At 43.6% G+C, this 13961-nt stretch carries 14 protein-coding genes; 9 read left to right on the top strand and 5 right to left on the bottom strand.

Annotated features, from left to right (window positions below; translation table 11 throughout):
- Nucleotides 1–19 precede the first annotated feature (19 nt).
- The 5 genes from CAG57_RS07975 to CAG57_RS07955 are packed head-to-tail and all read right to left on the bottom strand — an operon-like array spanning nucleotide 20 to nucleotide 5473.
- The gene (locus CAG57_RS07975; RefSeq protein ID WP_099611953.1) at nucleotides 20–1039 is read right to left on the bottom strand and encodes a flagellar motor switch protein FliG; all 1020 of its coding nucleotides are present in this window, start codon (nucleotides 1037–1039) and stop codon (nucleotides 20–22) included.
- Entirely contained in the window at nucleotides 1002–2768 is a 1767-nt protein-coding gene (gene fliF / locus CAG57_RS07970) for a flagellar basal-body MS-ring/collar protein FliF (RefSeq protein WP_161427743.1), read from the bottom strand. The genes CAG57_RS07975 and fliF overlap by 38 nt, the downstream gene beginning before the upstream one ends.
- Before the next feature lie 2 nt (nucleotides 2769–2770).
- Nucleotides 2771–3130, bottom strand: coding sequence for a flagellar hook-basal body complex protein FliE (gene fliE, locus CAG57_RS07965; protein WP_099611951.1), 360 nt, complete (start codon nucleotides 3128–3130; stop codon nucleotides 2771–2773).
- A gap of 12 nt (nucleotides 3131–3142) precedes the next feature.
- The gene (locus tag CAG57_RS07960; RefSeq protein WP_161427746.1) at nucleotides 3143–4474 is read right to left on the bottom strand and encodes a sigma-54-dependent transcriptional regulator; all 1332 of its coding nucleotides are present in this window, start codon (nucleotides 4472–4474) and stop codon (nucleotides 3143–3145) included.
- A gap of 3 nt (nucleotides 4475–4477) precedes the next feature.
- On the bottom strand, nucleotides 4478–5473 hold the full coding sequence (locus CAG57_RS07955; protein ID WP_161439518.1) for a MotY family protein: 996 nt from the start codon (nucleotides 5471–5473) through the stop codon (nucleotides 4478–4480).
- Between the two features lie 383 nt (nucleotides 5474–5856).
- On the opposite strand from CAG57_RS07955, the gene CAG57_RS07950 reads away from it, so the two are divergent.
- The 9 genes from CAG57_RS07950 (at nucleotide 5857) to lafA (ending at nucleotide 13892) form a co-directional block, all read left to right on the top strand.
- Nucleotides 5857–6657, top strand: a complete 801-nt coding sequence (locus CAG57_RS07950) for a FliM/FliN family flagellar motor switch protein (RefSeq protein WP_161428369.1) — start codon at nucleotides 5857–5859, stop codon at nucleotides 6655–6657.
- Nucleotides 6654–7022 carry a flagellar motor switch protein FliN gene (gene fliN, locus CAG57_RS07945; RefSeq protein ID WP_161428368.1) on the top strand — a complete coding sequence of 123 codons (369 nt, stop codon included), beginning with the start codon at nucleotides 6654–6656 and terminating at the stop codon, nucleotides 7020–7022. The genes CAG57_RS07950 and fliN overlap by 4 nt, the downstream gene beginning before the upstream one ends.
- A 69-nt stretch (nucleotides 7023–7091) precedes the next feature.
- Nucleotides 7092–7793, top strand: coding sequence for a flagellar type III secretion system pore protein FliP (gene fliP / locus CAG57_RS07940; RefSeq protein WP_428767380.1), 702 nt, complete (start codon nucleotides 7092–7094; stop codon nucleotides 7791–7793).
- Between the two features lie 16 nt (nucleotides 7794–7809).
- Complete coding sequence (gene fliQ, locus CAG57_RS07935; RefSeq protein ID WP_161428367.1) at nucleotides 7810–8079, top strand: flagellar biosynthesis protein FliQ; 270 nt, start codon at nucleotides 7810–7812, stop codon at nucleotides 8077–8079.
- On the top strand, nucleotides 8079–8855 hold the full coding sequence (gene fliR, locus CAG57_RS07930; protein ID WP_161428366.1) for a flagellar biosynthetic protein FliR: 777 nt from the start codon (nucleotides 8079–8081) through the stop codon (nucleotides 8853–8855). Before fliQ ends, fliR begins: the two co-directional genes overlap by 1 nt.
- Nucleotides 8852–9979 (top strand): flagellar biosynthesis protein FlhB, encoded by a 1128-nt coding sequence (gene flhB / locus CAG57_RS07925; RefSeq protein ID WP_161428365.1) that lies wholly within the window; start codon nucleotides 8852–8854, stop codon nucleotides 9977–9979. Before fliR ends, flhB begins: the two co-directional genes overlap by 4 nt.
- Before the next feature lie 31 nt (nucleotides 9980–10010).
- Nucleotides 10011–12101: a flagellar biosynthesis protein FlhA gene (flhA, locus tag CAG57_RS07920; RefSeq protein WP_161428364.1), complete on the top strand. Its 2091-nt coding sequence runs from the start codon at nucleotides 10011–10013 to the stop codon at nucleotides 12099–12101.
- Nucleotides 12094–12891 (top strand): EAL domain-containing protein, encoded by a 798-nt coding sequence (locus CAG57_RS07915; protein WP_161428363.1) that lies wholly within the window; start codon nucleotides 12094–12096, stop codon nucleotides 12889–12891. Before flhA ends, CAG57_RS07915 begins: the two co-directional genes overlap by 8 nt.
- Before the next feature lie 146 nt (nucleotides 12892–13037).
- A complete protein-coding gene (gene lafA, locus CAG57_RS07910; RefSeq protein WP_161428362.1) occupies nucleotides 13038–13892 on the top strand; it encodes a lateral flagellin LafA in 855 nt (284 codons plus the stop codon).
- The last annotated feature ends 69 nt before the right edge of the window (nucleotides 13893–13961 follow it).

Here is a 13961-nt window from a genome sequence, read left to right as displayed (position 1 = left end):
GGTAGAATCAGCCATGTTACTACTCCACCGTTGGCTCTTGGTATAACAGTAATTCTATTTCGCCCGCTTCACTGAGTTCACGGATCAATTCCATGATCTCTTGACGAGCCCGCTCGACACGGCTTAAGCCAACCGCACCTCGCATTTGCATGTCATCTTCTAGAGCTTTAACCATGCGCTGGGGCATCGAACGCTTAATGGCTTGCTGTAAGGTAATGTCTGCTCCTTTCAAGGCGACAGCCCACAGCTCCATCGGAACCTGTTGTACTAACACGTCCATGGTTTCTTCTTTTTGACGAGCCAATATCATGAAATCAAACATATTCTGTTCAATTTCACGCACCACGTCTTCATCATGTAGTTTGAGCATCTCCATCAATGAAGCGCGATCACCTTCAAAGCGATTGATGATATCGGCAACCTGCTTAACCCCCGTTAACGGGGCGCTCTGACTGGTTGAAACCTGCTCAATACAACGCTCAATCAAATCATTCAAATCGGCAGTAACCTGATGATCAATATCTTGCAACCGTGCGATACGGAACAGCAATTCATCGTGGTAATCGGCTGGCAAAAACTTCAATACTGCCGATGAACTGTCTGCGGGTAAATAAGCCAGAAAAATCGCCTGCATTTGCGGATGTTCATTGGCAATAAAACGGGCTAATACTTCCGCATCTACCCATTGCAGTCGCTGCATATTATTGCGAATCTCATCCCCGTAAAGATTATTCAATAACCCTTTGGCTAAATCGTTACCAAGCGCTTTACGCAAAGTATTTGATAAATACTCTTTAGAAGCGCCACGGATGCCACTGTGTTCACGAAAATCTTCAAAAAAATGTTGGATGATTACTCTTGCCATATCGCTCTTGATACTGCTCAATCGAGCCATGGCTCGGGTCACTCGCTGAGTTTCATCCCGATTAAAATGCTGCAGGACTTTCGCTGCAGCGTCTTCGCCCATTCCTAATAAGACAAGAGCGGTCTGCTCTACATGACTAAGCGTCTGCTTTTGCGTCGACTGCACTGTGTTCATTCACATTTACCCATTGTTTTAATACTTCAGCTACCCGCTCAGGCTCTTCATTTGCGATGAGCTGCAAATGCTTCAATTGAATTTCAAGCGGTGAACCAGAGGGCGGTAACATGTCACTGTTGACATCTAGACCGGATGAAACTGCGATACCTTTTTCAGCCAAACGTCGATTCAATGTGGCTTCGTGTTCACGCTCTTCTCGGGTTTGAACATTGTCATAAGTGACTTCTTCTTGTGGTTCAGACAACTCAAGTTCTTGCTTACGCTGATCGGCACCGGTGAGATGCATAATCAATGGTCGTAACACAAAGAGAATCATCGCCATACACAACACACCACCAATGACATAACGAATCGGTTGCTGCACGGTTGGATCTTGCCACCAAGGCAAGGCTGGGGTGGCTTCGATATCCATTGGTGTAAAGTTGAAGCTCATCAGACTCAAGCGATCACCTCGCTCTTCAGTGATGCCAACCGCATCCATCAACATATTCAAGATCTGTGTTTTTTCACTCTCAGTCCAAGCGTTCCCATCAGGGGAGGCTTGTGAGTTAATCAGTACAGAAACATTCAATTTTTCAACTTGTCCCTGTTGATATTGAGTACGACGAATACTGCTACCAAGCGCGAATTGTCGATTAATCTCTGAGCGAGCATTGGTATTTTGGCTTTCCTTGGCCTGCGTTTTCGCTTTAGCACCGGTTACGGGGGGTTTATTACTGAGTGAGCCGGGGATACCCAACGCAATCTGGTCAATAACATTGCTTTGGATACTGTGTTCACTGCGTACTACCGGCGAGTCATCGACAATCTCTTGTGTTTCTTCGATCTGGCTAAAATTCATATGCGCCGTCACTTGTACTCGAAAATTACTTGGCCCCACAATCGGTGTCAGCATGTCAGATGCACGTTGAATGACTTGTTTTTCAACATTTTTTTGGTATTCCAAGAATTTAACGTTCACTTTGCCTGTTTCTAGCGAGGCAACATCGGCACTCAACAGTCGTCCATATTGGTCGATAACCGAAACAAACTCCGGTTTCATTCCTGTTACGCTACCAACGATCAAGTTAATAATCGCTTCGACTTGATCCGGTTTTAAGTCTTCACCGGGTTTCAACTCCAACATCACAGAAGCCGATGGATTCTCTGTATTCTGGCGAACAAAAAGCGTTTGACGAGGAATCGCCAAGTGAACTCGAGCATTAGATACCGCATTGAGTGAAATGATCGTACGGACCAACTCCCCCTCTAAACCATGCTTATAGCGGGCAGTTTCCATAAATTGACTGGTTCCCAAAGAGCTATCTTCTTTCAGCGAATCTAACCCTGTTGGCAATTTTGCTTTGACCCCTTTAGTTGCAAGCAGCATTCGAATCCGAGCAACATCACCTTCGGGCACAAGTACTTGCCCATTTTGCTCTTGCATGCGGTAACTGATACCTTCATTTTCAAGTACGGAGATGATCTCTCCAATATCAAAGCGCTCTTGCTGGCTGTATAAAGGCCTAAAACTTTGCGAAGAACTCCAAAGCGCAACAACAATGATCGCCGCCACAATCGCCGCTAGCACAGCAGAAAGCACTAAGTTTCGCTGGCTACTAGACCATAATTTTTTGATTTTAAAAGAAAGGTCACCCATGCCTTTTAGCGAGCTTGCTTGCGCTGTTGGAGTCACAGCGGGTTGAATGGTGGCCGCTCCTGCCACCTGAGTCGATAATTCAGCCATTATTACACCGGCATCTTCATAATATCTTCAAAGGAAGTGACCACCTTATTGCGAACTTGCATTAAGGCACTAAAGGACAAACTGGCTTTTTGACTTGCGATCATTGCCCCGGTTAAATCATCACTTAGCCCGCTATCAACCTCAGCCATCTTTTGACTCGCGACAGACTGATGTTGGTTGACCGTATCTAATACATTGGTTATCGCTTGTGAAAAAGAGAGCGGAGGGTTTAGGTCTTTGACATCCAATGGATTGGCCTTAACAATAAATTCAGGTTGTTGGACATGCGTACGCATGATGTCCATTTTAGAAAGCATGAGCTGCTCTGCGGATACTGCATTATTTAATGGTTGACTAGCCATCATATTTCTCCTTTAGGCTGCCGAGCCAAGTACTGATTGTAAATCGATCCCATACTCACGCATCGCCGCAAGCTTGTATCTTAAAGCACGAGTCGTGACTCCGAGCGCATCAGCGGTTTTTGTACGATTACCACCAAACTGGCGTAACTTATCCAAAATAAACTGAAACTCGGCTTGTTTTTTCGCTTCGATATGTCCAAAACTGGCGACACGATCTACTGAGGATGCTTGAACCGCCAATTCCACCGGCAACATCAAATCTGGAGCAGTAATATAATCACCATGACGCATGATCAGTGCTCGCTGAATAACGTTTTCTAATTCTCGAATATTTCCAGGCCAGTGGTATTGACTCAACGCGACGACCGCATCTTGAGACAGATAACATTGACTGCGCCCTTGATATTTTTCGATAAAGAAATGGCTAATTGGTAAAATATCTTCCTTACGCTCTCTTAATGGTGGCCAATGCAGCGGAAGTACGTCTAAACGGTAATAGAGATCTTCACGAAAAGTTCCTTTTTGCACTTCCTCACATAGATTTTTATTGGTCGCTGCAATGATTCGGATATCAAGATCAATCACTTTGTGGCTGCCAACTCTTTCCACCTGACGCTCTTGAAGTACACGTAATAACTTAGCTTGAACCGCCGGCGACATATCACCGATTTCATCAAGTAAAATGGTTCCACCATGGGCTTCTTCAAATTTACCACTTTGTGAAGTGGTAGCTCCGGTAAAAGCCCCTTTAACATGACCAAATAAGACCGCTTCTAACATCGATTCTGGAATGGCCGCACAGTTAACAGCAATAAAAGGCCCTGTTGCACAGGCACTGTGTTCATGTATATAACGAGCTAACACTTCTTTACCGGTACCAGACTCACCAGTAATCAGCACACTGGCAGAAGTACAAGCAGCACGATGGGCTAGTTGCAAAACCTGCTTACTTCGCCAAGATTCAGCAACAATATTGGCGAGAGGCTTTTCCAGTGCTTCAACTCGAGTCAGTAAACTCACAAGCTGATTCGTTTCAAATGGGCGTAACAAATAGTCGGTTGCTCCCGCTTTCATTGTCTCTGCCGCCAAAATGCCTTGCTCTTGCTCAACAATAGCAATCACCACACCTGAGTGAGAGTGCTTTTGATGACACGCGACAAACTCCCGAATACACATATCGGGTAGGTTAGAGCTTACCAAGGTAATTTTGGCTCGCGTTTCTAATAAAGCACTGCGTCCGGTACGAGCGTGGCGAGGAGCATAGCCAGCCTTGTGTAAGACATTTAAAACAGGCTGAGCAAAAGCATCATTTGGCTCAACCAATAAAACTTCCATCTTCGCCATCATTCAACCATTACCTTTTATCATTTGTGTGTCATGTTGATCGTAAGGAACGACGTCTTCATTACCTTTCACCAGCCTCAGTGTAACGCGCCGATTTTTCGCTCTTCCACCAACCGTCTGATTGTTTGCAATAGGATAACGCGAGCCATGCGCTCTTATCTCAATCAGGGTTTTATCCACGCCCAATTGAATAAGCGCTTGTGCTACTGTCTCTGCTCGTTTCCTAGCGACAACAAGATTCGACGCTGATGAACCGAGATTATCGGTATATCCATCAATCAAAATTCGGTTGATGCGAGAATCCTTGTTGATATAACTGCTTAAGGCGTCCAGTTGCTGGACTTGATCAGGCGACAATGCGATTTGCCCAGAAGCAAACCACAAGACAACGTCTCGCGCTTGAGCAAAGGTCATTTTCGGCAGTTCTGAACGGCAGTGATTAAACAACTCAAGTGATGATTGGCTATGAATTGTCGGCACAATTAATGTCATGGAACCTTGATTTCCAGTGAAGGATAATTGGATCCAACGGCCATGTTGTATATCACCTAAAAGCTCAACAATACGCTGATTAAATCTAAATGTTGTTTGGTGTTTTTTGGGCTCAAGCGTTTCGATCACTAAAACTTTAGAATCTCTTTGCCATGGTGCTTGAATACTCTGGAGTTCAGCTTGACTCCATTTATCATTACCACTTACTTTTGCCACAAAAGAAATATCACTATTAGAAACCGAGCGGAAATAAAACTTCCCCTGCGGAACTTCCGAGTGAATTAAATTACATTCCAATTGACTTCCTTGAAATGACCAGTCAGACAAATCCATTGGTATATTAATTTTATTTTCAGAAGCATATAAGATCATCGAAAAAAATAATAAATAAGCAGCAAAAAACAATGTAAAAAAATTTTTCATCTTTTGATACTTCTGATTATTCGATGATTTTGAGAAGATGTTTAGATATGCCTTATTACTGTTTTTTAGGCCATAAAATGTCATATAAAAACCTTAACCTGAGCCAACATCCTTGCTTTCTACTGTCTATTTTTAAAGCAAGATCCGTTGCTCAATAAGATTCAAACCATCATGACGATTTTATACAAAACGGCTTTTAACAGACAAATACTACCAGGTATAAAAAAACGTCAAAACGCTCAAAAAACAAATTATTTTTGTTATCTAATTAATGGTGAGTAAATTACCTTTTTTTGGAATTTAATTGAACAACACTTTGTCAAGCCAATGTCAAAACGTGAAGCAATGTCACATTATCAAAATATCGAGCTAATAAAAAATAAATAACCCTGTGTAAACTGTCGTCCAAACCGGAAATAAATACCATTTGTTAAAATAAAGCAAAATATAGGTAAAGCAGAGTTTAAATGGCTAATTCAGACGAGCAGATTTTAAATGTAGAATTATTAGGCAAACCAATTCACATTATACGTGAAAAATTGTTTGACTTAATTTCAGAGTCTTGTAATGGCTTAACTCATGAGCTACAGAAATGGCTAAAAACCAACCAAATTGAATCGCAGTTGCAGGCTGTCGAGTTACACTCTTTTTCACCAGCAGAAATGGAAGCGGCTCACACCTCGACATTGCGGCATCAAGCCGGTGGTTTGATCTATATTCATACTGATACAGCACTATTAATAACACTGGCTGATCGCTTTTATGGTGCACCGGTAGCGCGCACAACGTTGTCTTTAACAAGCAGTGACATCCGGATCCAAGAAAAAATCAGTAAGTTAATGGGCGATTGGTTAGCGCCAAGTCATATGTGGCAACATGATCATTTCCAGCCCACAAGTGGCATTGGTCTTGATGTGCAAATCACTGTGACGCTGAATGAATGTGTCGGTTTGCTCCACCTGAAATTGGATGGACAATTAATACAAACACTTATCGACCAATTTGAACTTCAATCGCAGTCAGATCTCACCTTGCCGTTCAAAACAGCGTTAATGTCTACTCCTGTACGTCTTAACGCGATACTAGCCAAAAAAACCATGCCGTTGAGTGAGATTATACAACTTCAGGCGGAAGATATTTTGCCCATCGAGCTTCTAAATAACGTTCCTTTAAGCATTGGTAACCAAACGCTTTTTTCCGGTCGCGTTGCTGAAAACGACGGCCAACTCGTATTGATTTTTAACCAAAATAGGGAATCGCACTCATGAGCGAATCTTTTGATAACACCACGTTCGACACCGACGATATTAACTTTGATAACTTTCAACTTGAAGATCTTGATGCCGAGGTTTCTACCACTGCAGCGACGGTGACTGAACGGGATCTCAGCTTCTTTAAACATATTCCGGTCACCGTTACTTTAGAGGTTGCAAGTAAAGAAATTGCTCTAGGCGACTTGATGAAAGCAGGTGAAGGTACTGTGCTTGAGTTAGACAAACTCAATGGTGAACCACTGGATGTTAAAGTTAACGGTGCTCTCATGGGACATGCCGAAGTGGTGGTGATTAATGACAAGTATGGCTTAAGACTTATCGATGTTCTTGATTCAGCCTTAGCTGGTGTCGGTCAATAAACCGTGATAAACCAAAGCGTATCAATCGGCTCAAACCGCACACTATGGATGGCAATTTTGTTATTGAGCATGATGTCATTTCCAACATTTGCCACCGAAGGTGGGGTGACTTTTCTATCGGTGAGTGATGGCCAAACACAGCAAGAATACAGTGTCAAATTACAGATCCTGTTATTAATGACGGCATTAAGCTTCTTGCCTGCTTTTGTTTTAATGGCTACAAGCTTTACCCGGATTATCGTTGTATTAGCCATTCTCAGGCAGGCTTTAGGTTTGCAGCAAAGCCCGCCGAACCGAGTGCTTGTCGGTATCGCACTCTCACTGAGTATTTTGATCATGAGACCGGTTTGGTCTGACATCTACGAGAATGCTTTTCAACCTTATGATGATGGCGAAATAACGCTCGTTCAAGCATTTGCGATAGCTGAGCAGCCGGTTAGAAATTTTATGCTTGCTCAAACGCATCAAAGCGCTCTAGAACAAATGCTGCGCATTGCTAATGAACCCATAAACCAAAAGGTGGAAGATATTTCCTTTGCTGTTGTACTTCCTGCCTTTGTGATTAGCGAATTAAAAACCGCTTTTCAGATCGGTTTTATGCTGTTTATTCCTTTCCTTGTGATTGATTTGGTCGTTGCCAGTGTACTCATGGCGATGGGGATGATGATGCTATCGCCGCTGATCGTCTCGTTGCCTTTCAAATTGATGGTGTTCGTTTTAGTTGATGGGTGGGCGATGACGGTTGGCACCTTATCTGCCAGTTTTGGCTAACAAGGAGAAATCGCTCATGACACCAGAAATGACCGTGACCTTATTTACAGATGCAGTCTGGATGATCATATTGATCGTGGCGGTTTTAGTGGTTCCCGGCCTTATTTTGGGGTTAGGCATCGCGGTATTTCAAGCCGCCACGCAAATTAACGAACAAACATTAAGCTTTCTTCCTAAGCTCTTAGTCACGCTGCTTATGGTTATTTTTGCTGGGCACTGGATGCTGCGCAACATCATGGAACTGTTTGATTACTTATTTCATAACATTCCGGGGATGATCGGTTAATGGCCTTCACCTTTACTGAACTTTCTGCGCTGCTTGGTCAATTATGGTGGCCTTTTTTTCGTATTGGTGCTGTCTTTATCTCAATGCCTTTTTTAGGCGATGCGCTGATCCCCGTTTGGGTACGGAGCTTATTGGCATTATCGATTGTCGTGATTTCAGCCCCTCTCATGCCAGCGATGCCTGAAGTGGAGTTATTCTCTCTCACCTCTTTATTTTTAGCTTTTGAACAAGCCATCTGGGGCATGATGTTTGGTTTAATTCTCCACCTGCTTTTCACTATTTTCACCATGCTAGGCCAAATTGTTTCATTGCAAATGGGGCTAGGCATGGCAATGATGAATGACCCTGTCAATGGGCTCTCTGTCGCTATTTTAGGCCGCGTTTTCTTACTATTTTCTACCTTGCTATTTTTAGCCTTAGAGGGGCATTTGCTCGTTATTGATATTTTAATTCAAAGCTTTGTGGTCTGGCCGGTCGGCTCTGGTCTCTCTCTCCTGTCTATACAAGGAGTGATCAATATTTTTGGGTGGATGTTTACGTCAGCGCTCGCCCTTGCATTACCGGCGATCGTATCGATGTTACTTGCCAATCTCAGCTTTGGTGTGATGAACCGTGCCGCGCCAGCATTAAATATATACGCACTGGGGTTTCCAATGACGATGCTGCTGGGCTTATTTAGTGTACTGATTTCCATCTCAGGTGTACCAAGCCGTTATACCATCTTAGTTCACGATGCGTTGCAGTATTTGCATCGCTTTATGATGGGGGGAGTATGAGCGATCAATCGTCACAGGATAAAACCGAAAAAGCCTCCCCGCAAAAAATAAAAAAGGCAAGACAGGAGGGGCAAATTCCACGCGCAAAAGAATTGACAACCGCGGTCATTTTCTTAGCCGTTACCCTCTACTTTTATGCGCAATTTCCGCAAATTAGCCAACGTATCATCGGCATATTTCGTTACAACATGACATTGACCAAAGACGATCTGGCCTCGCCAAATCAAATGATCGAACAATTGGGCCAAACTCTCGCCATACTGATTGAACTGCTACTCCCCATGTTTGTGGTCATTATTGTGGTCAGCATCGCTAGTACATTGTTACTGGGAGGCTGGCTATTTCGTCCTGCCAATGTGCTCCCCAAGTTAAGCAAACTCAACCCACTTTCCGGGCTAAAACGCATGTTTTCAACTCGCTCTTTGGTTGAGCTAATAAAATCCACCCTCAAGGTCAGTGTGATTTTTGCCATGTTGTATGGTTATTTAGATAATCACCTCCAACCCTTGTTAGGTATGCAAAATTTACCACTCAACCAAGGCGTGACAATAATCATGTCTATTTTATTTGATGGCCTGCTCTTGATGGGATTTGCTTTGTTGATCTTTGGTGTGATTGATGTCCCTTACCAACGATGGGAACACTTAAAACAGCTAAAAATGACAAAGCAAGAGCTAAAAGAAGAGTTTAAGAATAACGAAGGTCGCCCCGAGATCAAACAGCGCATTCGTCAGATACAACAGCAATTTGCACGCCGTAAAATCGAAAAAATGGTTCCCACTGCCGATGTCATCATCACTAACCCAACTCACTACGCGGTGGCATTAAAGTACGACACTAACCTAGCTGAAGCGCCATTTGTGGTGGCAAAGGGAGTAGATGAAACCGCCCTTCACATTCAAAGAATTGCCCGAGAAAATCATGTGGAAATTATTCATGCTCCACCGTTGACTCGATCCATTTATCATACAACCGCCATCGAACAAGCGATTCCAAGTCAACTTTATATTGCTGTCGCTCATATTCTGACCTACGTATTGCAATTAAAGGCTTTTCGCAAAGGCGCGGGTAAAAAACCCCATCCATTACCCATTTTCTCGATACCTAAACACCTGCAACACTGATTAACCCGTGTTTACCCAAGGATACCTGAGCATGCTTAACCGGTTACAACAGATCCAAACTTCCACAAAAGGCTACATCGGCATACCCATTGTATTGTTGATGGTATTAGCGATGGTCATCTTGCCACTGCCACCATTATTGCTGGATGCTCTCTTTACCTTCAATATTGTTCTCGCCATTTTGGTTTTGCTCGTCAGTACAACCGCAAAGAGACCTCTTGATTTCTCTATCTTTCCAACCCTGTTGCTGGTTGCAACACTCTTACGACTGACATTGAACGTTGCATCAACTCGGATTGTATTACTTGAAGGGCACAACGGTGGCGACGCAGCCGGTAAAGTCATTCAAGCTTTCGGTGAGGTGGTTATTGGTGGTAACTATGTCGTGGGTATGGTGGTTTTTGTTATTTTGATGATCATTAACTTCGTTGTGATCACAAAAGGCGGCGAACGTATCTCCGAGGTATCTGCCCGCTTTACTCTCGATGCTCTGCCCGGAAAACAGATGGCGATTGATGCCGATTTAAACGCTGGATTAATTGATCAAGAAACCGCGAAATCAAGGCGCAAAGAAGTAGCAAACGAGGCTGACTTTCATGGTTCAATGGACGGTGCTTCTAAGTTTGTTCGGGGAGATGCCGTTGCTGGCCTACTGATCTTATTTATCAATATTATCGGAGGTATCAGCATTGGTGTGTTTGAACATGGCCTTTCTGCCTCTGAAGCATTTAAAACCTATGCCCTACTCACCATTGGTGATGGTCTGGTTGCACAAATTCCGTCACTACTGCTAGCAACCGCTGCTGCCATCATCGTTACCCGAATTAATGACACTGACAACGGTATGTCAGAAACCATGCACAAACAATTATTGGCAACCCCAGCCACGTTGTTTACTGTTGCTGGCATTATGGTCATCATCGGTAGTGTGCCCGGTATGCCGCATGTCGCATTTTTTACCTTTTCAGCCGTGCTTGGATTTGCTGGCTGGCGGCAAATGAAAAAACCAGTCCAAGACCATCAAATGGGGCAAATAGAAGCCATATCCCAAGCGATGCACGAGGAAGAAAGCCAACTGACTTGGGACGACATTCCTCATATACACACCCTCGCGCTATCACTTGGTTATCGTCTCGTACACCTAGTCAATAAAGAACAAGGGGCTCCACTGACTCAACGCATTCGGGGTGTAAGACGCAATCTATCGGAACAAGTTGGTTTTTTACTTCCTGAAGTACGAATCCGAGACAACTTGGCATTAAAACCCAATCAATACACCATTGCCTTAAATGGCGAAGTCATTGAGGAGGGCTTTATCGAACCAGATAGGCTCATGGCGATTGCCGTCGGTGAAACCTATGGTGAAATTGACGGTATATTGGGCAGTGATCCCGCCTATCAGTTACCTGCTATTTGGATTGTGCATAATGATAAAGCAAAAGCGCTAAATATGGGTTACCAAGTTGTTGACGACTCGACCGTTATTGCAACCCACATTAGTAAAGTGATGAAAACTAACCTTGCCGATCTTTTCACTCACGATGATGTTGAAGCAATGAACCACCGTTTAATGGCTCAAGCCCCTAAACTAGCGGAAGCGCTTAGCGCAGCCTTAACCCCTGCTCAGCAATTAAAAGTATACCGCCAGCTGTTGCTCGACCAAGTACCACTGAAAGACATCCGTAGTATTGCCAATACCATGTTAGAGTCCTCAGAAAATACCAAAGATCCTATCTTGCTCGCTTCCGACGTTCGCTGCACGTTACGTCGAACGTTAGTCAACTTAATCGCCGGAAAAAAAGACCAAATCAGTGTTTATGCACTTTCCGATGAGTTAGAACAAATCCTGCTCACTTCACTACAGCAAGCACAACAAAATGGGCCGACAATGCTCGATAGTTTCCCGATTGAACCGAATATCTTAAGGCAATTTCAACAGAACTTACCTTTGATCAAGCAACAGTTAAAACAACAAGGACTGACGCCAATTTTATTAGTTATGCCGCAATTACGTCCCTTACTGGCTCGATACGCACGTACTTTCACGCAAGGTCTAGCCGTTTTATCCTATAATGAAATTCCTGAAAATAAACAAATCAATGTGGTAGGAAATCTTGGCTAATCTCACTTCAGCACAAGCAATCTATTTGCATTTATGCAAATTAATGAAGCAAAACATCACCACTGATGACGATAAAATTGTGTATGACGCTTTTATTAATCAGGATATTCGACACGCTTGCCAAGCAATCCGGCAAGCGCATTCGGGGGAAGTTGAATTTCAACACCTCACACTACGTTTTGGCTACTCTGGTGAACAAAGTGTTTACCACTTTGATTTATCAGAAACCATGGTGTTATGTTTAGATCTCTACAGCCTTTATTTAGCCATTCGTCAGGCACAGTTTCAAATGGAAACCTTTCACCCCGATCTGATCAGTAACGTAGTGGTTCCTATTCGGATAAGTGCACTATTATGGGAAAGTGGCACACGCTATCTCAATCAGGCTATCGAACATCACGCCAAAGCCTTCAAGCATATTATCCCGTCAATACAATTAGATAGCACTGCGTATCATAGCGATCATTGCGCTGAACTTATCGAAAAACTACGCGAAAATGCTTTTTTACTCTGGATAGAAGTCTCCACCAATCAACCTGACTTAGACCGCATTCATGCCTTTAAACCAGACATGATCAAATTAGTCGTCAATTTAGAAGACAAAACACACAGAGAAGCGTTTTTACCGATTGCGCGATTCTTAAGAAAATATCGTTACACATGGGTAGCAAGCCGAGTCGCCAATCAAAATGAACTCAACCACTATCGACTCTTAGGAGCCAGTTATTACTTTGGCTATTTCAGTGATATACCATCATCCGTCTCATTTAAAGCTCCAACATTGGAATAAACGTCACTAAAACCAAGCAAAATTGGATAAATAAAAAAATTTCTTCATTTTTAATTAATCTTCTTGGCCAATCATCCGCCTCTAATCAATAGCTAGGGAATTTCCCGAAGCCTGAAAAAATAATTAAGAACCCAAGGAGACTTAAGATGGCTTTATCGATGCACACTAACTACGCTTCACTTGTTACTCAGAACACACTAAACAACACAAGTGGTCTTTTAAATACCGCCATGGAGCGTTTGAGCACCGGTTTTCGTGTCAATTCAGCTGCTGATGACGCCGCTGGTCTACAAATCGCCAACCGCCTTGAAGCTCAGTCTCGTGGCATGAATGTTGCGATGCGTAATGCACAAGATGGCATCTCTATGATGCAAACGGCAGAAGGTGCGATGGATGAAATGACCAACATCGTTTACCGCATGAACGATTTGGCGACCCAATCACTCAACGGCTCAAACAGTACTGCTGACCGTACTGCGATGGACACTGAATTTAAACAGCTAACCGCTGAGCTTAATAACATCATGAGCAACACCTCTTTTGGTGGCCAAAAACTCCTAGCGACAGACGGAGCCTTCGAAGCTGGTGCGGTGAGCTTTCAAATTGGAGCCTCTTCTGCTGAAAAACTGGATGTCGATGCCTCAGCAAGCGTTAAAAAAGTTGCAGCCACACTTGCAGATGCCGCTATTACCGATGGTATTGATGATGCAACGAAAGCCAAAGCCGCACTGGATAAAATCAGTGGCGCAGCAGGTCTAATTGAAGATATCGGTGCAAGTCGTGCTCAATTTGGTGCCAACATTAACCGCCTAGAGCACACGATGACTAACCTTGGCAACATGGTTGAGAACACCACAGCAGCTAAAGGTCGTATCATGGATGCAGACTTCGCGGTTGAATCATCGAACATGACGAAGAACCAAATGTTGATGCAAGCGGGCACCACCGTATTGTCTCAAACCAACCAACTACCAGGTATGGCGATGTCTCTACTTCGTTAATGCGAAGCTGTCATTCTGTATCCCAAAACCTCCCATCGGGAGGTTTTTTAATCACATCAACCCAAAAGA

This window comes from Vibrio sp. V30_P3S12P165 (genome assembly GCF_009904905.1).
GTDB lineage: Bacteria > Pseudomonadota > Gammaproteobacteria > Enterobacterales > Vibrionaceae > Vibrio > Vibrio fujianensis.
The sequence above is the reverse complement of the archived record's forward strand: the minus strand, read 5'-3'. Positions and strand labels throughout refer to the sequence as shown.

Coding starts and splice junctions, on each gene's coding strand:
- fliR (WP_161428366.1), top strand. CDS start 8,079: ATGGCCTTCACCTTTACTGAACTTTCTGCGCTGCTTGGTCAATTATGG.
- flhB (WP_161428365.1), top strand. CDS start 8,852: ATGAGCGATCAATCGTCACAGGATAAAACCGAAAAAGCCTCCCCGCAA.
- fliN (WP_161428368.1), top strand. CDS start 6,654: ATGAGCGAATCTTTTGATAACACCACGTTCGACACCGACGATATTAAC.
- CAG57_RS07950 (WP_161428369.1), top strand. CDS start 5,857: ATGGCTAATTCAGACGAGCAGATTTTAAATGTAGAATTATTAGGCAAA.
- fliQ (WP_161428367.1), top strand. CDS start 7,810: ATGACACCAGAAATGACCGTGACCTTATTTACAGATGCAGTCTGGATG.
- flhA (WP_161428364.1), top strand. CDS start 10,011: ATGCTTAACCGGTTACAACAGATCCAAACTTCCACAAAAGGCTACATC.
- CAG57_RS07975 (WP_099611953.1), bottom strand. CDS start 1,039: ATGAACACAGTGCAGTCGACGCAAAAGCAGACGCTTAGTCATGTAGAG.
- fliE (WP_099611951.1), bottom strand. CDS start 3,130: ATGGCTAGTCAACCATTAAATAATGCAGTATCCGCAGAGCAGCTCATG.
- fliP (WP_428767380.1), top strand. CDS start 7,092: ATGATGTCATTTCCAACATTTGCCACCGAAGGTGGGGTGACTTTTCTA.
- CAG57_RS07955 (WP_161439518.1), bottom strand. CDS start 5,473: ATGACATTTTATGGCCTAAAAAACAGTAATAAGGCATATCTAAACATC.
- CAG57_RS07960 (WP_161427746.1), bottom strand. CDS start 4,474: ATGGCGAAGATGGAAGTTTTATTGGTTGAGCCAAATGATGCTTTTGCT.
- fliF (WP_161427743.1), bottom strand. CDS start 2,768: ATGGCTGAATTATCGACTCAGGTGGCAGGAGCGGCCACCATTCAACCC.
- lafA (WP_161428362.1), top strand. CDS start 13,038: ATGGCTTTATCGATGCACACTAACTACGCTTCACTTGTTACTCAGAAC.